This window comes from Microbacterium sp. AR7-10 (genome assembly GCF_001878835.1).
Taxonomy (GTDB): Bacteria; Actinomycetota; Actinomycetes; order Actinomycetales; family Microbacteriaceae; genus Microbacterium; species Microbacterium commune.
Genome location: NZ_MJIR01000035.1, coordinates 55501 through 76384, shown reverse-complemented (window position 1 = coordinate 76384; position 20884 = coordinate 55501). Strand labels below are relative to the sequence as shown.

The following is a 20884-nucleotide window of genomic DNA, read 5'->3' as shown; positions in this document are numbered from 1 at the left end:
CTCACGGGCGATTCCTTTCGGTTTGGGCGGCCCAGACCGCCGTCTCGAGTTCGGCGAGTCGTCTGGCGAGCTCGACGAGCTCGCGATCGTCGGCCGGCGCGGGGCCGCCGAGCAGGTCGTGCAGGGATCCGCGCGGCACGCCGAGGCGGTCGGATGCCGCATCCGCGACCTCCTCGGCCGTCGCCCGCGGGCTGAGGGCGAGACGCGTCGCGAGCCTGGCCCTCGTGCCCGCTCGGATCGCGGCGGCGGCATGCGGAGCGTCCGCCGCCTTCGCCGTGAGGCGCGCGCGGCCGTGCATGGTCTCGGATGCCCGGACCGTCACGGGCAGCGACTCGGCGACCAGCGGGCCGAATCGTCCTCCGCGCCACCAGATCGCGGCGATTCCGGCGAGGAGCAGCAGCAGGATGGCGGGTGTGAGCCAGGCGGGGGTCAGCTCGCCGAGGGTCGCGGGAGTGTCTGCCGCACGGTCGCCGTCCTCGAGCGACCCGACGTACCAGACCACGTGATCGGTCTGTGCGAGCAGGGCGAGCCCGAGCGCGGCGTTGCCGTCTTCGGCGAGATGGCGGTTGGAGAGCATGCGGGTCGCCTCGATGAACGAGATCCGTGCTCCCTCGCGTTCGGCGACGAGCAGGGCGGCTGCGCCGTCCGCGTCGCGGAAGCAGCCGTCGACGTCGTCGGCCGGCTCGAACATCCGCTCGGCCTGGACACCGCCCGTGTCGGCGAACTCGGGTCGATCGCAGCTCGCCTCGACCGCATCGAGGCCGCCGGCACCGGTGCTGGCTGCTCCGGTGCCGAGATCGAGGAGCTCGAGCATGCGGGCGCTCGTGCCGAGCAGCACGACGCGGTCGGCCTCGTCGAGCAGATCGAGCACCGCGTCGTCGGTGAGCGCCACCGGGTCGGTCAGCACCAGCGTGCTGCCGGGATCGAGCGCGGCGCCGGCAGCGGTGCGGCTGCGCACCACCTCGACCTCGGTGCCCTGCTGTCGCACCAGTTCGGCCACGGCCTTCGCACCGCCGGGCGCCGGCGACTCCGGGTTGAGGACGCCCTCGAGCGAGGGTGCCGTGGTGACCAGGCGCAGCGAGAGCAGTGCGATGCCGATCAGCAGGGCGACGACGAGCACCCATCCCCGCACGTTGCCGCGGCGGCCCTGGGGTCGCGCAGCGGCGGTGCTGTCGGGGACGCCGGGTGCCGAGACGGCGAGGCTCATGCGTGCACCGCCTGCGTGTCGGCGCCGAGCCGCGGGGCGGTCGCCTGGATGTGCTCGTCGGCTGCGGCGAGCTCGCGGTAGTCGGTCTCGCTCGCAGTCGTGCCCAGGTAGCGCACCCGATCGAAGAGGGTGGCGGCCTCATGCAGCGACTCGGTGAGCTGGGGGAGAGCGGGCGCCGCCTCGCGCGCGATGCCCTGTGCTGTGGCGCCGGGAGCCGGATCGATCAGATCTCGCTCGAGCAGCCCCCTGGCGAGCGCCCGGAAGCGCAGCACCACAGCGTCGTTCCAGTCGCCGTCGCGCGCTCGGCGCTCGGCATCGGCGCGCAGCTGGGTGGCGGAGCGATCGTTCTTCTCCCCGAGCAGATCCGTGCCGCCGCGCACCGTCCGTGACGCGCGGGGTCGGCCCCACACGAGGAGGGCGACGACCACCGCGGCGACCACGACGATCGTGATCAGCGTGAGCGCCAGGGGTGCGACGGCGCCTGTGCCGTCGCCGCCGAACAGGCCGAAGAACCACTCGGCCACGTCGGCGGCGAGCTGGTCGAACCAGTTGGGCTTCGCCGCCTGGTACTCCGCCTTGGACAGCTCCTCCTGCGCACGCCGGCGCGCCTCGTCACCGTCGGGGACGAACACGTCTGCGGCGGTGAGCAGTGCGATCATCCGGCTCCGCCCGGCGCTGCCCAGTCATCCGAGGGCGGTGTGGCGGTCGGGGCGGCCGCCGCGGGCGGTGCGGGTGCCCCCGCCGCGGCGGAGGGCGACGTCGGCTGCGGCTGAGCGGCGTAGGGCGGCAGCGCCTGAGGGGCCTGCGGCGGTGCCGGATACGCCTGCGGCGGTGCCTGATAGGGCTGCCCGGGGTATGCCTGCGGTGGGTACGGCTGTCCGGCGTACTGCTGTCCGGGGTATGCCTGCGGTGGGTACGGCTGCCCCGCGTATCCGGCGACCGGCCGCCTGGGCGGGGGAGTCTTCGACACCGCGCGTGCCGGATCGACCGCGTACGGGTCGCCGAGCTCGGTGTCGGGCGCACCGTGCGCGCTGCGCTCGACGAAGGCGATGAGCGTCTGGTCGAGACCCTCGTACCGCATGCGGCTGTCGAGGTAGATGAGAGTCGCGCCGGTGCCCTGCACGACGAGCGTGATCGCCTGCACGGCGAGGACGAGGATCTGCGGGAGGATCGTCAGCGCCAGGAAGCCGATCACCTCGCTCTCATCCGGCGACCCGGACGGCGCCATCACGCCTCCGAGCACGCCCGAGAGGATCGACCCCGGCACGCTCACCACCTGCGCGGCCAGCCCCATGATCGCGCTGATCAGGAACATCACTCCGAGCGCGGGCCAGAACCGGCCCCGGATGAGCCGCCAGGAGCGCACGAGCGCCGCGCCGAGCGTCGCCTTCTCGAGCACCAGCGCAGCGGGCACCACCAGCAGCTTCGTGCTCAGCCACACGACGAGCGGGATGCTGGCGAGCACGAGCAGCACGATGAGCCCGACCGCGAGACCGATCGAGCTGTTCGAGAAGTCGCTGCCGGCCATGATCGCGACGGCGGCGCCGCCGACGGCGAGCATCCAGAGCAGCACGGCGAGACCCTGCAGCAGGGCGTAGCCGAACAGACGCCAGAACGCCGGGCGCACCCGCGACCACAGGGAGCGCAGCGGGGCCTTCCGGCCGAGCGCGGCGAAGGACACATCGGCGGCGACGAGACCCTGCACGATCGAGGTGAAGGCGACACTCGCCAGCGTCAGCACGACGCCCACCACGATGCCCAGCGCGACGGTGCCGGCGATGATCGGACCCTGGTCCGGCGAGCCGGCCGGCACGCTCGCGATCCGCGCCGCCGAGAAGCCGGCGACGAGCACGATCACCACGACGGCGATCGCGGTGATGCCGAACTGCACGGCCACGGCGAATCCGAACAGCACCTTGGGGTTGTGCCGAAGAGCGCTGAACGACCGCCCCAGGATCATCCCGAACGTCATCGGATGCAACGGGATCGCACTCTTCTTCGGTGCGGGGGTCCAGACCTGACCGCTCATTCGCACTCCCTCCCTGCGCCCTCCCATCGTGGCACACCGCCCGGTGGGCACGTGCGCCCGCCTCCGCGCGGGCGAAGCATTCTCAAGTAGGCTGATCCGAGTCGCCTCACAGGGCGCTGCCGGTGCCGCACAGGGAAGAAAGCTGAGGCTGAGCGGAACATGACCTCTCGTATCCTCGTGGTCGACGACGACACGGCGCTCGCCGAGATGATCGGCATCGTGCTGCGCACCGAGGGCTTCGAGGCGCTGTTCTGCGCCGACGGCGCGCAGGCGGTCGACGAGTGGCGCTCGAGCCGTCCCGACCTCGTGCTCCTGGACCTGATGCTGCCGGGGATGGACGGCATCGAGATCTGCACCCGCATCCGTGCCGAGTCCGGTGTGCCCGTCATCATGCTCACCGCCCGCAGCGACACGGCGGACGTCGTGCGCGGTCTCGAGGTCGGCGCCGACGACTACATCGTCAAGCCGTTCAACCCGAAGGAGCTGGTGGCGCGCATCCGCACCCGGCTGCGGCCCGCGCCCCAGACCGAGACCGAGGTTCTGCGGGTCGGCGACCTGACGATCGACGTCGACGCGCACGAGGTGCGCCGGGGAACGGCACCCATCGCGCTGACGCCGCTCGAGTTCCAGCTTCTGGTCGCCCTGGCATCCAAGCCGCAGCAGGTCTTCTCCCGCGAGATGCTGCTCGAGCAGGTGTGGGGCTACCACTACAAGGCCGACACGCGCCTCGTGAACGTGCACGTGCAGCGGCTGCGTGCGAAGGTCGAGCTCGACCCCGACAACCCCCGCATCGTCACGACGGTTCGCGGCGTGGGCTACCGCGCCGGCAGCGTCGGCTAGGTCCGATCGTGGCCGTGAACCCTCCGACGCGCGTCACCGCCGCGCTCTGGGGCGGGCCTCGCCGGTGGCCGGAGGTCGTGTCGGCGCTGTGGCGCACCTCGATGCGCTTCCGTGCGACGGCGACCACGCTGCTGCTCACGTCGCTCGCGATCTTCATCATCTGCGTGGTGATCGCTCTGGTGATCCGCGGCGACCTCTTCGAGTCGCGCAAGGACGAGGCGCTGCACAACGCCAGAGCAGCGGTGTCCGCCGCGCAGAAGCAGCTCGACTCGGGGCAGACCGGCGACGACCGCGCCACCATCGCCGCGGTGTGGGGCGAGGCGCAGCGTGTGCTGGGCCGCACGGCCTCGTCGAGCCGCATCGTGGGCTTCATCTCCTCGGCCCAGGGCGACGGCTACACGCCGACCGGCTTCCGCAGTCTGGAGTACTCATCGGGGCAGATGGCGCTGAGCGACGAGCTGCGCACGCGCGTGCAGCAGGTGACGACGCGCCAGGCGTGGCAGTCGATCGCCCTGCCGCAGCCTGACGGCACCGTCGCCGCGGGGATCGTCGTCGGCCAGCTGCTCGAGTTCCGCGGGGTCGGCACCTACGAGGTCTACATCGCCTACGACCTGGTCGACGCCGACGAGACCCTGCTCTTCGTGCAGCGCACGCTCTGGTTCGCCGGGATCACGCTCGTCGCGCTCATCACCGGCATCCTGTGGCTGGTGCTGCGCTCGGTGTCCGCGCCGATCATCGAGGCGGCCGAGACCAGTGAGCGTCTCGCCGCGGGCGACCTCGAGGTGCGCCTGCCGGTGTACGGCGAGGACGAGCTCGCCAGCCTCGGACGCTCGTTCAACGCCATGGCCGACAGCATTCAGAGTCAGATCAAGGAGCTCGCCGAGCTCTCGCTCGTGCAGCAGCGCTTCGTGTCGGACGTCTCGCACGAGCTGCGCACGCCGCTGACGACGATCCGCCTGGCCGCCGAGATGATCAACGACACCAGAGACGAGTTCGACCCGGTCACCGCCCGCACCGCAGAGCTGCTGCACACGCAGGTGCAGCGCTTCGAGACGCTGCTGGCTGACCTGCTCGAGATCAGCCGGTACGACGCCGGATCCGTGCAGCTCGAGGTCGAGGCGACCAGTCTCGCCCAGCTCGCGGAGGAGATGGTCGACGAGATGCGGCCGCTCGCCGCGACACACGGGACTGAGCTGCGGCTGGTGGCGCCTGGCGGCTATTCGCCGGTCGACATGGATCCGCGCCGCGTGCGCCGGGTGCTGCGCAACCTCATCGGCAACGCGATCGAGCACGGCGAAGGCGAGCCCATCGTGATCACCGTCGACAGCGACCAGCGCGCCGTGGCGATCGGCGTGCGGGATTTCGGACTCGGGATGCGCCCGGAGGACGCCGAGCACGTGTTCGACAGGTTCTGGCGGGCCGATCCGTCGCGCAAGCGCACGATCGGCGGGACGGGGCTGGGACTGTCGATCGCGCTCGGCGACGCCAGACTGCACCGCGGCACGCTGGAGGTGTGGTCGGAGCTCGGGGCGGGCACGAACTTCGTGCTGACGATTCCCCGAGGCCCGGACGTCGAGGTCGGCCGCGGGCCGGTGCCGCTGGAGCCGACGGAGGTCGTCGTCGACCTCGTCGACGTCACCGAGCCGATCACGCTGCGCGGTGTGCGGGACATCCCTGACGGCAGCAGCCGGGGAGCGGATGCCGGAGACGATCGGCGCCGCGATGCCGGCGACCCGGCGGAGAAGGGACGGCAGCCATCATGAGCTCGCGCACCGGCATCCGTCTCCTGTCGGCGATCGCCACCGCCCTTGCCACCGCCCTCCTGCTGGCCGGCTGCACCGGTCTGCCCACGACGGGCCCGCCCAACGCCGGACTCGCTGTGGGGGAGGAGATCGAGGAGCCTCCGTTCTCGTTCATCGCCGAGGGGCCGGAGCCGGGGGCGGGGCCGGCACGCATCGTCGAGGGCTTCCTCGACGCATCCATGTCACCGGCGGATTCGTGGGGCATCGCGCGGAAGTTCCTCACCGACGACTTCCAGAGCGCCTGGAAGCCCGACGCCGGCGTCACGATCGACAGGTCGGTCGAGAACCGCGACTACGACTCGACGGTCGAGCCGGATGACGAGGATGCGACGTCGGCGGAGGTCAGCGTCTCACTCGCGCAGGTCGCGAGCGTCGACGGCACCGGCGCCTACACCGCCGACACCGGCACGGCGACCGCCACCTACCGGCTCGTGCGGGAGGAGGGCGGCGAGTGGCGGATCTCCGAGGCCCTCGACGGCATCACCCTCGACATCGACACGTTCGGGCAGGTGTACGAGAAGTTCTCGCTGCAGTACTTCGACCCCACCTGGAGCCACCTCGTGCCCGACGTGCGCTGGTTCCCGCGACGGGCGGCCATGGCGACGACAGTGGTGCGAGCGCTGATCTCCGGCAAGCCGAGCGAATGGCTCGCCCCGGCTGTGCGGCCGTTCTCGTCCGACGTCGAGATGGTCGGCGACGCGGTCACGGTCGACACGTCCCAGGTGGCCTCGGTGCCGCTGAACCGCGCCGCGCTCTCCGCGTCGCCCACCGACCTGGCCCGGATGCGCACCCAGCTCGAGGCGAGTCTCGAGGGGGCAGGGGTGACCGAGGTGCGTCTGCTGGTCGACGGAGTGCCGCTCGACGCGGACCGCATCACCGTCGAGGACCCGATCATCGACCCCGGCGTGCTGGTGCTCGGCGACGAGATGTTCGGCATCGCCACCTCCGGCGGCGAGATCGCCCCGGTCAGCGGCCTCACGGCGCAGATCGCGAAGATCGCCGACCCGATCGCCGCCGTCGACGTCTCGGCCGACGCGCAGCTCGCCGCGGTGCAGCTGCGCGACGGGCGCGTGTTCGCGGTCAGCGAGGGTCACACGAACCAGGTCGACGGTCGCGGCGGGCTGGTCGCGCCGTCGCTGGATCCGTTCGGCCTGATCTGGACGGCGCCGGCATCGAACCCTGCCGCGGTGCAGGTCTCGACCGCGCAGGCGGATCCGTCGACGGTGTCCGATGCCTGGCCGTCGGCGGACGCCATCAGCCAGCTGCGCGTCTCGGCAGACGGCGCGCGGGTCGCGGCGGTCGTCACCTCCGGCGGTGAGCGCCGGCTGGTCGTCGCATCGGTGATCCGCGATGAGGAGCAGCGTCCGATCAGCCTCGGCACGCCCTACTACGAGGTGGCGCAGCTCTCGGGCGCGGTGCAGGGGCTGTCGTGGGTCGGCGCCGACGCGGTGGCGGTGCTCAGCGCCACCCCCGACCCGACGCTGACCACGCACATGATCGGCGGGCCCTCGGCCGTGTCGTCGGCGCCGGCTGGGGCGACAGCCCTGGCGGGCGCGAAGACGGTCACGGGGGTGCGCGTGCTGTCGACCGACCAGTCGGTGTACGCGCAGCGCGGCTCGTTCTGGCAGGAGGCCATCTCAGACGTGCGGGTGCTCGGCACCAGAGCGGGCTACTGACTCGTCCTGCACCGGATGCCCGTGCGGCCGGGCTCTCCCCGATACGCGCGCAGCGCGGGATCGGGCCGGCGACCGATCCGACACAGTCGAGTCATGGATGCGGATCCCTGGCGCCGGATCGGCGGCGACGCGCTCGCGCTGCTGCTCGCCGCGACCTGCCCCGGATGCGAGCGTCCCGGCACGCTCCTGTGCGATGCGTGCCGGATGCTGCTGCGTGCCGAGCCGCACGAGGTGCGCACCCCGACCGGCATGCCCGTGCACGCCGCCCTGCGATACGAGGGCGTGCCCGCGCGCGCGATCAGACGCCTGAAGGAGGACGGCGCCACCATGCTCGCCCGCCCGCTGGCAGCCTCGCTGGCCGGCATCCTGCGCACCAGGGCGGCCGGTGCGCTCATCGTGCCGGTGCCGACGAGTCGTGCCGCGTTCCGGCGGCGGGGCTACCGGGTGCCCGAGCTGCTGGTGCGGCGCGCCGGTGCCACGGCGCACCGGCTGCTGGTGTCCGCACGGCGCACGGGAGACCAGCGCGGGCTCGATCGCGAGGCACGCGCTCGCAACGTCGCGGCGAGCATGCGCGCCGCTCGGCGCGGGCACGGGCGGGTCGTCATCGTCGATGACGTGGTGACGACGGGCGCGACGCTCGACGAGGCGGCACGGGCGCTGCGCGCCGCCGGGTTCACCCCGGTGTGCGCGATCGCGCTCGCCGCGACGCCGCGCCTGCGCGACACGGCGATCTCATCGTGAACGGATAGTGACATGGGGGTGCACGACGACTAGCGTAGGTGGACACAAGGCGACCGCGGTCCGCCCTTGGCCGGGCGGACCGGGACAAGGAGACAGTGATGGAAACGAGCATCGTCGGCGTCGGAGTGAGCATCTCCGACCGATTCCGCACCGTTGTCGAAGAGAAGACAGCCCGTATCCAGACGCTCGCCCCGCGAGCGCAGCGACTCGAGATCAAGGTCACCCATCGTGCCTATCGCAACGGGCGGATACCCGATGAGACGGTCGAGCTCACCCTGCTCAGCAAAGGGCCGGTGATCAGGGCGGAGGCCGTCGACCCCGACAAGTTCGCGGCGTTCGACATGGCGCTCGACAAGCTCGCCGAGCAGCTGCGTCGCGCCAAGGAGAGGCGCATCGACGGCCGCAACCACCCCCGCGGTGCTCACTTCGAGAAGGAGAGCGGCTCCCTCGCCGGAATCGACGTGCAGCCGGCTTCGGTCGACGTGCTGCGCGCCGTGGCGACCGGAGCGATCCCGGTGCAGGCGGACGAGGAAGAGGAGTACTCGCCCGTCGTCATCCGCACGAAGAGCTTCGACGCCGAGTGGATGACCGTCGAGGAGGCCGTCGACCGCATGGAGCTGGTCGGGCACGACTTCTTCCTGTTCGTCGACGCGCGCACCGACCACCCGAGCGTCGTCTACCGCCGCAAGGGCTGGGACTACGGCGTCATCTCGCTGACCACGGCGGCCCCGCCCGAAGAGGCGATCGCCTCCTGAGACCGCACGAGGCGCCTTCCCACGGGAAGGCGCCTCGTGTCTGCGGTGCCGGCCTCAGTCGAAGATGCCGTCCAGGAGGCTGCCGATCACCAGGCCGCCGAGGACGCCGCCCATGATGTCGCCCCCGCCCATCCCGCTGCGGCGGCCTCCGCCGCCGTTCCAGCCGTCGCCGCCCCAGCCCTGGTTCTGCGGGCGGGACGAGTCGATGTCGCGCTGAGCGAGCTGCAGAGCCTCGGATGCCAGCAGCGCCACGCGCCGGGCGGCCGCCAGGGCCTGCTCGCGGGTGTCCTCGGCGGGGAGCATCGCGGGGACATCCATCCGCAGCCGCTCGGCCTCGGCCAGTCGCGTTCGCGCGTCGGCGCCGATCCACCCGCGGTGCCCGGCGATGAGCCCGCGCGCGACACCCAGCTGACGGTCGGCATCGTCGAGAGCGTGCTGCACGTGATCGAGCGAGGGGAGCGGGTTCTGAGCGCGGTACTGCGCCTTGGCGATCGCCTCGTCGAGGGCGGTGTTGGCTGCGCGCAGCTGCGTGAGCTCCGCGAACGGATCGTTGCGCGTGCCGGCCGGGGCGAGCGCGAGCAGCGCCGTCTCGAGCTCGCCGGTGGCCTTCGCGACCTCCGGCGTCTGCGGTGCGTTGCGGGCGGCGGCGATGTCGCCGCGGGAGTCGGCCACCACGTCCGCGAGGGTGGACTCGGCGCGCAGCGCCTGGATCTCGAAATCCTCGACGGCATCCAGCAGAGCGCCGGCGCGGCGCACCGCCTCCGTGGCGGTCTCGAGTGCGAGGTTCGCCTCCTCGTTCTGTCGTGCCGCGCGACGGCGCTCAGAGACGTCCGCGCCGTGCGTGGCGAAGGCGAGCAGCTGCTCCGCCTCGTCGCCGGAGGAGGCGATGCGGCGCATCGCGGTCTCCGCGTAGCGCGACGAGAGACGCTCGATCGTCGCGCGCGCCTGGGGGATCCTCGACGCGAGGGTCTCGGCATCCCGCCGCACCTGCGCGATGATCTCGGGGGCACGGCGCACCTTCGCGACCGTCTCGGCGAGCTCGCCGGTCTTCTCGTCGAGGAGGTTCTCCGCCCACTCGCACAGCTGGACGATGCGGGCGTTGCGGGTGCGCAGCTCTTCGACCGTGTCGGGGATCTCGTCGTGGTTCAGCTGGTGCAGCTGGAACGCCTCGCGCAGGTGCGTGCGCACCGAGGTGAGCGCATTGCCGAGGTCGGCTGTCAGCGACTCGCCGAGCTCTGCCTGGGCGAAGGCGAGCTCATCGGACGTGGTGCGAATGCGCTCGTCCGCCGCGACCAGCGACTGCTCGGCGCGGCGTGCGAGATCCGCGTCCTGCGCTGCGAGCGCCTCATCTTCACGTCTGCGTCTGCCCCAGAATCCGGCCATGTCACGATCCTACGGTCGCCGGACGATGCGCGCGCTGTGCATCCGATGCGCCGTTCGCGAACACCGCCCTCTCCGGGGGACGGATGCCGCGGGCGCAGGCTCAGGCGAGCGCCTTCGCCGGACGCCCGCGCTTGGGGCGCTCGGTCGACAGCTCCAGCTGCAGCGCGTGCTGCGGATGCTCGCTGAGACGCTGCTCGATGTGATCGAGCCAGCGCAGCTCGGCCTCGGCGGCGAAGATCACCGAGTCGGCCACCAGGGAGCGCGCGAGCTGCTCGGGGCCGTCGGCGCTCTGCCTGGCGTCGTTCAGCCGCGTCAGCCGGGCGAGCGACGCCGTGCGCTGGTGCCGGATGACGCGCGCGACGTCGACGCCGGGCAGCGTGACCGCCACGGCCAGCTTGACCGCGAGCTCGTCGCGCGTGCCGCGCCCGCGCTCGACCGGGCGATCCAGCCAGGTGCGCACCTCCGCCCGCCCCGCGGGCGTGATCTCCCAGTAGACGTGACCGTGCTCATCGACTGCGCCCCTGGCGACGAGCCCGTCGCGCTCGAGTCGCTCGAGGGTGTTGTAGATCTGGCCCACGTTCAGCGGCCAGGTGGAACCCGTGCGCCGGTCGAACTCGGAGCGCAGCTGATAGCCGTAGCACGGTCCTTGATCGAGGATGGCGAGCAGGCTCTGGCGGACGGACATGGCGACTCCTCGACCGGCCACGCCGGTATTGCGTTTCTCGGTATATGCATATCCGGAAACATCGAGTCCCGGCGGGAGCTCGCGCGGCGTGTCCGTTCGCCGTGAGCGTGCGCCGACCCGCGGGTGCACAGCGTGCGCAGGTCACGCGCCGGTAACATGGCAAAGCATGTCCGGTGCAGACCTTTGCTCCGGGACGTATATCCAAGGGAGACATCCGTGGCGAATCCTCTCGAGAAGCTGCTGCGCGCGGGCGAGGGACGCATCCTCCGTCGGCTCAAGCAGATCGCGAAGGCCGTGAACGCGCTCGAAGACGACTTCGAGAAGCTCAGCGACGACGAGCTGCGGAACGAGACAGCCGAGCTGCGCGCGCGATTCGACAAGGGGGAGACCCTCGACCAGCTGATGCCGGAGGCGTTCGCCGCCGTGCGCGAGGCCGCCCGCCGCACCCTGGGGATGCGCGCGTACGACGTGCAGATCATGGGCGGTGCCGCGCTGCACTTCGGCAACATCGCCGAGATGAAGACCGGTGAGGGAAAGACGCTCGTCGCCGCCTTCCCCTCGTACCTCAACGCCATCGCCGGCAAGGGGGTGCACGTCATCACGGTGAACGACTTCCTCGCCTCGTACCAGTCCGAGCTGATGGGGCGCGTGCACCGCGCCCTGGGCATGACCACGGGAACCATCGTCTCGGGCCAGACCCCGGAGGTGCGCCGCCAGCAGTACGCGGCCGACATCACCTACGGCACGAACAACGAGTTCGGCTTCGACTACCTGCGCGACAACATGGCGTGGCGCAAGGAGGACCTCGTCCAGCGCGAGCACTTCTTCGCGATCGTCGACGAGGTCGACTCGATCCTCATCGACGAGGCACGCACACCCCTGATCATCTCCGGCCCCTCCTCCGGCGAGGCGAACCGCTGGTTCACCGAGTTCGCGAAGATCGCGCGCACGCTCGAGGTGGGCGTCGACTACGAGGTCGACGAGAAGAAGCGCACCATCGGCGTCCTCGAGCCCGGCATCGAGAAGGTCGAGGACTACCTCGGCATCGACAACCTCTACGAGTCGGCCAACACCCCGCTGATCTCGTTCCTGAACAACTCGATCAAGGCCATCGCGCTGTTCAAGCGCGACACCGACTACGTCGTGATGAACGACGAGGTCATGATCGTCGACGAGCACACCGGCCGCATCCTCGTCGGGCGACGCTACAACGAGGGCATCCACCAGGCCATCGAGGCCAAGGAGGGCGTCCCCGTCAAGGCGGAGAACCAGACGCTGGCCACCGTCACGCTGCAGAACTACTTCCGGCTGTACGGGAAGCTCGCCGGCATGACCGGAACCGCCGAGACCGAGGCGGCCGAGTTCATGTCGACCTACAAGCTCGGCGTCGTCCCCATCCCGACCAACCGCCCGATGATCCGCAAGGACCAGCCGGACCTCGTGTACAAGAACGAGCAGGCGAAGTTCGCGCAGGTCGTCGAGGACATCGCCGAGCGCCACAAGGCCGGTCAGCCGGTGCTCGTCGGCACGGTGAGCGTCGAGAAGAGCGAGTACCTGTCGCGGCTGCTCGCGAAGATGGGCGTCAAGCACGAGGTGCTCAACGCGAAGAACCACGCACGCGAGGCGGAGATCGTCGCGCTCGCCGGGAAGCTCGGGGCGGTGACCGTCGCCACGAACATGGCCGGTCGAGGCACCGACATCATGCTCGGAGGAAACGCCGAGTTCCTCGCCGTGCAGGAGCTCAAGGCCAAGGGTCTCGACCCGGAGGAGACGCCCGAGGAGTACGAAGCCGCGTGGGACGACACCTACGAGGCGATGAAGAAGCAGGTCGCAGAAGACGGCGTCAAGGTCGCCGAGGCGGGCGGCCTCTACGTGCTCGGCACCGAGCGCCACGAGTCGCGGCGCATCGACAATCAGCTGCGCGGGCGCTCGGGCCGTCAGGGAGACCCCGGCGAGAGCCGCTTCTACCTCAGCCTCACCGACGACCTGATGCGTCTGTTCCAGTCGGGCGCCGCCGAAGCGATCCTGGCGCGCACGAACTTCCCCGACGACGTGCCCATCGAGTCGGGGCTGGTCAGCCGCGCCATCCGCAGCGCCCAGTCGCAGGTCGAGGCGCGCAACGCCGAGATGCGCAAGAACGTGCTCAAGTACGACGACGTGCTGAACCGTCAGCGCGAGGCGATCTACGCCGACCGTCGTCAGATCCTGCACGGCGACGACATCGCCGACCGCGTGCAGCACTTCATCGAGGACGCGATCGGCGGCATCGTCGACGACCACACGAGCACCGGCCACACCGAGAGCTGGGACTTCGACGCGCTGTGGGCCGAGCTCAAGACGCTCTACCCGATGGACGTGACGATCGACGAGGTCGTGGCCGAGGCCGGAGACCGCAAGGGCGCCATCACCGCCGAGGGTCTCAAGCGCGAGCTGCTCTCCGACGCGCGGATCGCGTACGAGAAGCGCGAGGAGGCGCTCGGAGAGGCCGCGACGCGTGAGCTCGAGCGCCGCGTCGTGCTGCAGGTGCTCGACCGGCGCTGGCGCGACCACCTTTACGAGATGGACTACCTCAAGGACGGCATCGGACTGCGCGCCATGGCGCAGCGCGACCCGCTGATCGAGTATCAGCGCGAGGGGTACGCGATGTTCCAGGCGATGATGGGTCAGATCAAGGAGGAGTCGGTCGGCTACCTCTTCAACCTCGAGGTCGAGGTGCGTCGCGCCGGCGACGACCACACCGAGGTCGAGGCCAAGGGTCTGGTCGACGAGCAGCCCGTGCAGAAGCTGGAGTACTCGGCGCCGAACGACGCCGGCGACGTCGAGGTGCGCAACGAGAGCGGTCAGGTGCAGAAGGCCGCCACCGCCCGCGCCTCTGCGCGCGGTGCGTTCGGCCAGTCGGTGGATGCCGATGAGCAGCCCGCCGGCAACCGCGAGCAGCGCCGGGCGCAGAGCAAGAAGAAGAAGTAGCAGCCGGTACGGCACAAGGGCCGGTTCCTGACGGAACCGGCCCTTCGTGCATCCGGATCAGGAGGTGAGCGCGCGGAACTCCGTCCAGATCGATGCGCAGTCCTCACGACCGGACTCGAGGTGGACCATGTCGAGCGTCGAGGTGTCGCTGCCGTCGAGGTAACGGCGCAGGTGCACGTCGCTGAAGCCGTTCTCGCCCGCATCCACGTGCGTGGAGGCGTAGTAGCAGGTGGTGATCCCCGCCCACATCATCACGCCCACGCACATCGGGCAGGGCTCGCACGTCGCGTACATGACGTGGCCGGACAGGTCCAGCGTGTTCAGCTTGCGGCAGGCCTCGCGGACGGCGACCATCTCGGCATGGCCGGAGATGTCGGTGTCCTTGATCACGGTGTTCCCGACCGCCACCACGATCTCGCCGTCCGGACCGACCAGGGTGGCGCCGAAGGGCCCGCCGGTGCCGGCGCGCAGCCCTTCCAGGGTCGCGGCCACGGCGGGCGCGAAGTAGGCGTCCAGCGTCTCGGGGGAGGGGGTGTGCTCTGTCATCTCTGTCTCCTTCTCTTGTCTTGTCTTCGTCGTGACTCATCCGCGCTCAGGCGGCGGTCGATCGGCCGCCACCGCGACGGGCGATGAGCATCAGGGCGGTGTACCCGGCGAAGCCGATGATCAGGCCCGAGAAGAACGCGAGGTTGTTCGCCTGGACGAAGAACTCCACCGACGCGATGCCGGGCAGGCGACCGGCCATGGTGATCGCGAAGCTGGCGATGAGCACGCCGAGTGCGCGCCAGTTGTAGGCGGGCAGCGAGCCCTTCTCTCCGCCGCGGTAGTCGGCGTAGATGCCCTCGATGTCGAGGGTGCGCCGCCGCTCGAGGAAGTGCGAGGCGAGCATGATGCCCACGATGGGACCGAACATCGACCCGATCAGCGAGTAGAACAGGAAGAGCGCGTCGGTGTTCTCGACGAACTTCCACGGCACGATCAGCGTGCCGATGACCGCGGCCAGGATCGCGCCGCGACGCAGCGTGAACACCTTCGGCAGCTGTGCGGTCAGCTGCAGCCCGGCCGGGAGCATGTTGCCGAACACCACGAACGCGATGGCGCCGACGTTCATCGCGAGGATCAGCAGCACCACCACGAACGGATTGCCGACGCCCTCGTTGATGGCCTGGATGAAGACTCCGGGGCGGTTGATGTCGACGTCGCCGCCGGAGACGACCTGCAGCGCCGCGACGAACGAGACCGTGACCAGGGCGAACAGCAGATACGACCCGATCACTCCGATCGGGAATCCGATCGCCGGTGCCTTCATCGAGGTGGCGTTGCGGGTGTAGTCGCCGGTGTTGACGATGGGACCCGCCCAGTTCGACACCAGGATCGACACGCAGGTGATGAAGATGAGCGGGGTGACGGGGGCGTCGACCACACGAGTGGAGAACACCGCGCCGAGGCCACCGGCGTTGACGATCGCGAGGACGACGGCGATGACCACGAGGATGTACACGGCCGGGTTGGCCCAGTTGCTGAACCTGCCGAGGAAGGCCTGCCCGCCCAGGAACAGCCCGACGGTGATGATCCAGGTGACCACGTACGAGATCGCCGTCGGGATGGGCAGCCCCAGGATGTCGGCGCCGCCGCCGATCTGCGAGAAGCCGGGCCAGATGGTCTCGAAGACCACGTCGAAGGCCTGCGCGGAGGAGACGCTGGTGATGCCGAAGAACATGAATCCGGCGATGATGCCGCGCACCCAGGTGGGGATCAGTGCGCCCTTGTGGCCGAAGGCCTCACGCAGCTGCATCGCGAAGGGCACCCCGTACTTCGCCGCGGCCTGTCCGTTGAGGACGTACCCGATCGAGACGATGACTGCGGCGGTCATGATCGCCGCGACCACCTGCCACGCGTTGAGCCCGAGGGCGAAGAAGGTCATCACCGTGAAGTACGACAGGATGTTGTGGATCGGCCCCATCCAGACGGTGATGAACTGCGGGGTCTTCCAGGAGCGATCCTTCGGACGGATCGGCAGGACGTCGTCGGCGTAGCCGCGCGCCGCGTAGGCGGCGATCCGGTCGGCACCGGGATCGACCAGCGCGGAATCGATGGTGGGGGAGGACATGGCCATCCGTTCTCGTGTGCACCGATTCTGCGGTATCCGGCGGGTCCGGGCTCGGTGCGCGCCCGGACCCGCCTTCGTGTCAGCCCCTGGTGGACTGGATCAGCGACGGCGAGACGGCGCTGCTGAGCGTGATCTCGTCGGTATCGCTGAAGGTCACGGTCGTGCCGGTGGTGCGATCCTGGATCCACTTGGCCACGAACAGCGCCGCGACCATGAGGTAGGCCACGAGGAACATCACATGCGAGTCGCTGAGATCCCAGGCCTGCGGGAGGCTGGGCACGGCGGCGTGGATGACCCCGAAGAAGGCGAGGATGCCGGCCAGCCCGCTGACGATCGCACCGAGCATCGGCTTGTTGCGGATCGCGAAGATCGCGATCATGCCCCAGAGCAGCGATGACAGCGGTGCGCCGTTGCCGAGCGTGGAGATGCCCGAGAAGTAGGTGCCCGCGGAGTTGAGTGCGTCCGCACCCACCTCGGCGGCGTTCGTGCCCACCGACTTCAGGGTGTTGCCCACGAGGCTGTTGGCCCAGTTCGCGATCCAGGGGAACAGTGCGACGAAGATCACCGGCAGCTCCACCTTCGGCGTCTCACGCACCGACTGCGCGGCGGTGACGATCCCGATGTAGATCAGGATCGGCGCGATCGCCGCCATCGGGACCACCGACAGCAGCAGGGCGCTCATGCCGAACAGGCCCACGGCGAACATCGTGATGCCGTTCAGCATCGTGTAGCCGATGCCGGCGCCCATCTCCTTGTACGCCGTGTGGCCGATGTACACCGTCACCGGGTACGGGTTGCCCATCAGAGCGCCGATCATCGTCGCTCCGCCGTTGACCAGCATCACCGGGCGCGCCCGGTAGTGATCGCCCGCGGCCTCGGCGGCCTCGATGTTCTCCAGGTCGAACACGTAGTTCGCCAGCGCCAGCGGCACGGCCGACGCGAGGTACGGTGCGGAGTGCGCGACACCCTCGACGAAGCTGCCGATGGCCACCTGCGGCGGGTGCCAGCCGGCGTACACGAGCGCGGACTGCACGGCCTCGGGCGTCTGCAGCCCGAATGCCCAGGCAGCGGCCGTACCCACGATCAGCAGCAGCAGCCCGGTGGGGACCCTGCCGAGGAACGGCGCGCGGCCGAACCAGTTCATGAACACGATGACGAGCACGACGAAGGCGACCACCGGGAACTGGAAGGTCTGCAGCATCGGGTTCATCGCCAGCAGCAGCAGCCCGAGGCCCGCCAGGCACGCGAGCAGCACCGAGCGGGGCACGGCGCGGCGCAGCAGGTCGCCGAAGAACGATCCCACGAAGAGGATCAGTCCCTCGAGGAAGCCCCACACCAGGCCGATGCCCACCGCCAGCTCCGCATCCTGCGTGGTGGAGTACACCGGCAGGATGACGAGGAAGGTCACGGTGAAGATCGACGGCGCGCTCGGGCCCGAGGGCAGGGCGACGACGTCGCCCCGACCCTCCTTGGCCGCCAGCCGCCGAGCGAACCAGACGTACATCGACGAGGTGATCAGGATCGCCAGTCCGAACGCGGGAGCGATCCTGCCCACGACCATGCTCACCGGCAGGCCGGCCATGGTGAGCAGGGCCGTGAAGGTGATGATGTTCGTCAGGTTGTTGGTGAACAGCGCGAAGAACGCCGCGATGTCACCCTTCTTCCACCACCTCAGCTCGGATCCCGCAGCGGCGGGCGCGAGCGCGGTCATGGCTTCACCGTGTCGACGAGGGTGCGCAGCGCCTTCTGGAAGGCCTCGACCGGCGGGTGCGTGATACCCGCGCCGATCATGCCGATGCCCGGCTCCTTGTGCGCGATGGCGGTGTTGATGATCGGCAGGATGCCGGTCTCCATCACCTTGCGCACGTCGATGCCGGAGGGCACGCCCATGAAGTCGAGCGCAGGGATCGTGATGTTCGGGTTGTTGCCCGTGGTGATCGCGTTCATGGTGCGCGAGTAGCCCATCGCCTCCTCGACGGTGCCGCCGACCAGGGCGACGATCGCCGGGGCTGCGGCCATCGCGAAGCCGCCGATCCCGAAGGTCTCGGTGATGGCCGAGTCGCCCATGTCGAGCCCGGAGTCCTCGCGGGTGTAGCCGGCGAACATCGGTCCGATGACCTCCTGCGCGGGGCCGGTGAACCACTGACCGCCCGTGCCGGCGACCCGGATGCCGAACTCGACCCCGTTGCGCGCCATGGTGGTCACGATCGTCGAGTTCTCGACGCCCTGCGCGGCATCCATCGACGCCTTCGCCGCGACCATCCAGGTCGGTCCGGAGAAGTAGTCGGAGGAGGCGACGAAGTCGAACACCTCGCGCTTCTCCTTCGTGGTGAAGTCGGTCTCGAGGATGTACGGCGCCAGTGCCTGGATCAGCAGGGTGGTGCCGGCGACGTTGCGGTTGTGCGCCTCGTCACCCATGTGCAGCGCCTGCGAGAGCATCAGGCGCAGATCGAGACCGTCCTCGTTCAGCGCCATGGCGCCGGCGAGCACCGGTCCGAACACGTCGCGCATCCAGTTCAGCCGATCGATGACCGACTGGTCGTTGGCGCCGAAGCGGAGGATCTTCGACAGCTGCTCGGACAGGTTGGTGTACGCGGTGTTCCCGTGTGCGCGGTTGGTGACCTTGTGCACCCACATGCTGGCGCTGGTGACACCGGCCATCGAGCCGACCGACTGGTGCTCGTGGCACGGCGAGAAGGTGATCTCGCCGGAGGCGGCGAGCTCGAACGCCTCGTCGACGTCCTTCGCCAGGCCCTCGAACACGAGTGCACCGGTGACGGCGCCCTTCATCGGGCCGGACATGCGGGTGAACTCGATGGGCGGACCCGCGTGCAGGATCGTCTTCGCGGTCATGCCCGGCACGGTGTCGATCGCCTGGCCGAAGCCCTCCAGGAAGGGCTGCGCCGACAGGATGCGATCGAGCGCCACCTGGTTGGCCGCGTCGATCTTCTCGGCGATCGCGGGATCCTCGAGCCGGCCCAGCGCGGCGACGACGTCGGGGTCGCCGCCACCCGGCGGGGTCCAGTCCATGAGCACGGGCTCGACGCCCTGTGCCCTGAGATCATCGGCGAACATGTCGAGACCCAGGTTCACCGGCCTCAGTGTGGAGGAGAACAGATCGTTGACGCTCATCAGTTGTCACCCTTCGCGACGAATTCACGGGCCAGCAGCCCGAGGTTGGTGGAGGAGGAGGCGATGGTCACGCCGGCGGCCTCGAGCTGGGCGACCTGGTCGGCGAGAGCCGGGGTGTCGAGGTCGGTGCCCAGCACGTAGCCGAGGATCTCCAGGTGGTGTCCGCGCTCGGCGGCGATGGCCTTGGCCTCGGTGATCGCGGGGATCGTCACGCCCACCGGGTCGGCGTGCGAGCCGAAACCGAGCACGAAGTCCATCGCGATGACGCCGACCGAGGGGTCCTTGGCCTCTTCGACGATCCGCTGCAGGCGCAGCGAGGGGTCGATCATCGGGTGCGGGCGCCCGTTGGTGAAGTCGTCGTCGCCCATGTCGAGGAAGGTGTGCTCGCGCGAGGGGTCGGTCGCGCCGATGCGGCGAGCCGGGTCCTTCTGGATGTTCGAGTACACGTTGTCGTACTTCGCGAGCGCCGCGAACATCGACTCGTCGCACAGCGTGCCGCCGCAGAACAGGCCGCGCACGTACTTCTGCTCGGGGGCGAGCTTGGCGCGCACCTCCTCGACCAGCGGGATGTTCAGCGGGTGCTTGTCGAGCGTCGACTCGTCGATGCCCGAGGCGACGACGGCGGCGATGGCCAGCGGCTTGGTGCCGGCGGTGACCATGGTCACGTTGTCGTAGCCGGACTCGGTGCGATCCGACCCCAGGAAGGTGACGAACACCGGCTTGGACGCCTCGCCGGCGACGGCGAGTACCTTCTCGGCGACGTCCTCGGCCGGGGGCTTGGAGACGATCACGATCACGCTCGTCTCGGGGTCGGCGTCGAGCGCGCGGATGCCGTCGATCATCGAGATGCCGCCGATCTCGGTGGACAGGTCGCGGCCGCCGGTGCCGATGAGCTGGGAGACGCCGCCGCCGAAGTCGTGGATGCGCACCGAGACCTCCTGGCTGCCGGTGCCCGAGGCTCCGACGATGCCGATGCTCCCGCGGCGCACGGCGTTGGCGAACGCGAGGCCGGTGCCGTTGATGATGGCGGTTCCGCAGTCGGGCCCCATCACGATCAGGCCCTTCTCGTGCGCGAGCCGCTTGAGCGAGAGCTCGTCCTCGACGGGGACGTTGTCCGAGAAGATCATCACGCTCTTCCCGGCGTTCAGCGCCTTGCGCGCCTCCCGAGCGGCGAATGCGCCGTTGACCGAGATCAGCACGAGGTTCGTGTCGGGTGCCTCCGAGAACGCGCCGTCCAGAGTGCGGTAGCGCACCTCGTGCGCTGCGGCGGCGCCTTTGTCCTTGCGGGCGAGGATGTCGTTCACAGCCTCGATCGCCGCCTCGATCGTGTCGTCACTCGCGTCGATCACGATCATCAGGTCGCTGGGACGCGCGTCGTCCACGGCGGGGTCATCGACGCCGACGTTGGCGAGCACCTCCTTGTTCATCGGCGTGGCCATGCCCAGCAGGGCCTGGGTCACGCCCTCGACGGCGTTGGCCTTGGTGCTCATCGACATGAGCGAGACCGAGTCGAGGTACGTGTTCTTCCTGATTTCGATGTGTCTGGTCATCGTCTTC

The 20884-nt window shown here is 69.9% G+C and carries 16 protein-coding genes; 6 read left to right on the top strand and 10 right to left on the bottom strand.

Features of this window, described 5'->3' with window-relative positions; translation table 11 throughout:
• Nucleotide 1: 1 nt before the first annotated feature.
• Genes BFN01_RS03230 through BFN01_RS03220 form a run of 3 tightly spaced genes read right to left on the bottom strand, consistent with a single transcriptional unit; the run spans nt 2 to nt 3236 of the window.
• Nucleotides 2-1207 carry a DUF4350 domain-containing protein gene (locus BFN01_RS03230; protein WP_083428615.1) on the bottom strand — a complete coding sequence of 402 codons (1206 nt, stop codon included), beginning with the start codon at nt 1205-1207 and terminating at the stop codon, nt 2-4.
• Nucleotides 1204-1866, bottom strand: a complete 663-nt coding sequence (locus BFN01_RS03225; protein ID WP_071641502.1) for a DUF4129 domain-containing protein — start codon at nt 1864-1866, stop codon at nt 1204-1206. Before BFN01_RS03225 ends, BFN01_RS03230 begins: the two co-directional genes overlap by 4 nt.
• A complete protein-coding gene (locus BFN01_RS03220) occupies nt 1863-3236 on the bottom strand; it encodes a hypothetical protein (RefSeq protein WP_071641499.1) in 1374 nt (457 codons plus the stop codon). Before BFN01_RS03220 ends, BFN01_RS03225 begins: the two co-directional genes overlap by 4 nt.
• Nucleotides 3237-3395: 159 nt before the next feature.
• On the opposite strand from BFN01_RS03220, the gene mtrA reads away from it, so the two are divergent.
• The 5 genes from mtrA (at nt 3396) to hpf (ending at nt 9050) form a co-directional block, all read left to right on the top strand.
• Entirely contained in the window at nt 3396-4076 is a 681-nt protein-coding gene (mtrA, locus tag BFN01_RS03215; protein ID WP_071641497.1) for an MtrAB system response regulator MtrA, read from the top strand.
• A gap of 14 nt (nt 4077-4090) precedes the next feature.
• Nucleotides 4091-5839: an MtrAB system histidine kinase MtrB gene (gene mtrB, locus BFN01_RS03210; protein WP_256221013.1), complete on the top strand. Its 1749-nt coding sequence runs from the start codon at nt 4091-4093 to the stop codon at nt 5837-5839.
• Entirely contained in the window at nt 5836-7554 is a 1719-nt protein-coding gene (locus tag BFN01_RS03205; RefSeq protein WP_071641493.1) for an LpqB family beta-propeller domain-containing protein, read from the top strand. The genes mtrB and BFN01_RS03205 overlap by 4 nt, the downstream gene beginning before the upstream one ends.
• Nucleotides 7555-7647: 93 nt before the next feature.
• Complete coding sequence (locus tag BFN01_RS03200; RefSeq protein WP_071641491.1) at nt 7648-8295, top strand: ComF family protein; 648 nt, start codon at nt 7648-7650, stop codon at nt 8293-8295.
• 98 nt (nt 8296-8393) lie between these two features.
• The gene (hpf, locus tag BFN01_RS03195) at nt 8394-9050 is read left to right on the top strand and encodes a ribosome hibernation-promoting factor, HPF/YfiA family (RefSeq protein WP_071641489.1); all 657 of its coding nucleotides are present in this window, start codon (nt 8394-8396) and stop codon (nt 9048-9050) included.
• Nucleotides 9051-9104: 54 nt separating this feature from the next.
• Here the strand turns inward: hpf and BFN01_RS03190 are convergent, their stop codons facing one another.
• Nucleotides 9105-10433 (bottom strand): hypothetical protein, encoded by a 1329-nt coding sequence (locus tag BFN01_RS03190; RefSeq protein WP_071641487.1) that lies wholly within the window; start codon nt 10431-10433, stop codon nt 9105-9107.
• Nucleotides 10434-10533: 100 nt separating this feature from the next.
• Nucleotides 10534-11118 (bottom strand): PadR family transcriptional regulator, encoded by a 585-nt coding sequence (locus BFN01_RS03185; RefSeq protein WP_071641485.1) that lies wholly within the window; start codon nt 11116-11118, stop codon nt 10534-10536.
• A 216-nt stretch (nt 11119-11334) separates the two neighbouring features.
• Here BFN01_RS03185 and secA point away from each other — a divergent pair, with 216 nt between their 5' ends.
• Nucleotides 11335-14085: a preprotein translocase subunit SecA gene (gene secA / locus BFN01_RS03180; protein WP_071641483.1), complete on the top strand. Its 2751-nt coding sequence runs from the start codon at nt 11335-11337 to the stop codon at nt 14083-14085.
• A 57-nt stretch (nt 14086-14142) separates the two neighbouring features.
• Here the strand turns inward: secA and BFN01_RS03175 are convergent, their stop codons facing one another.
• The 5 genes from BFN01_RS03175 to fdrA form a co-directional block, all read right to left on the bottom strand.
• Nucleotides 14143-14631 (bottom strand): nucleoside deaminase, encoded by a 489-nt coding sequence (locus BFN01_RS03175; protein WP_083428614.1) that lies wholly within the window; start codon nt 14629-14631, stop codon nt 14143-14145.
• Nucleotides 14632-14677: 46 nt separating this feature from the next.
• Nucleotides 14678-16195 (bottom strand): cytosine permease, encoded by a 1518-nt coding sequence (locus BFN01_RS03170; protein ID WP_071641532.1) that lies wholly within the window; start codon nt 16193-16195, stop codon nt 14678-14680.
• A gap of 79 nt (nt 16196-16274) precedes the next feature.
• Entirely contained in the window at nt 16275-17906 is a 1632-nt protein-coding gene (locus BFN01_RS03165; RefSeq protein ID WP_071641481.1) for a xanthine permease, read from the bottom strand.
• The gene (locus BFN01_RS03160; protein ID WP_071641479.1) at nt 17903-19327 is read right to left on the bottom strand and encodes a DUF1116 domain-containing protein; all 1425 of its coding nucleotides are present in this window, start codon (nt 19325-19327) and stop codon (nt 17903-17905) included. The genes BFN01_RS03165 and BFN01_RS03160 overlap by 4 nt, the downstream gene beginning before the upstream one ends.
• Nucleotides 19327-20877 carry an acyl-CoA synthetase FdrA gene (gene fdrA / locus BFN01_RS03155; RefSeq protein WP_071641477.1) on the bottom strand — a complete coding sequence of 517 codons (1551 nt, stop codon included), beginning with the start codon at nt 20875-20877 and terminating at the stop codon, nt 19327-19329. The genes BFN01_RS03160 and fdrA overlap by 1 nt, the downstream gene beginning before the upstream one ends.
• Nucleotides 20878-20884 lie beyond the last annotated feature (7 nt).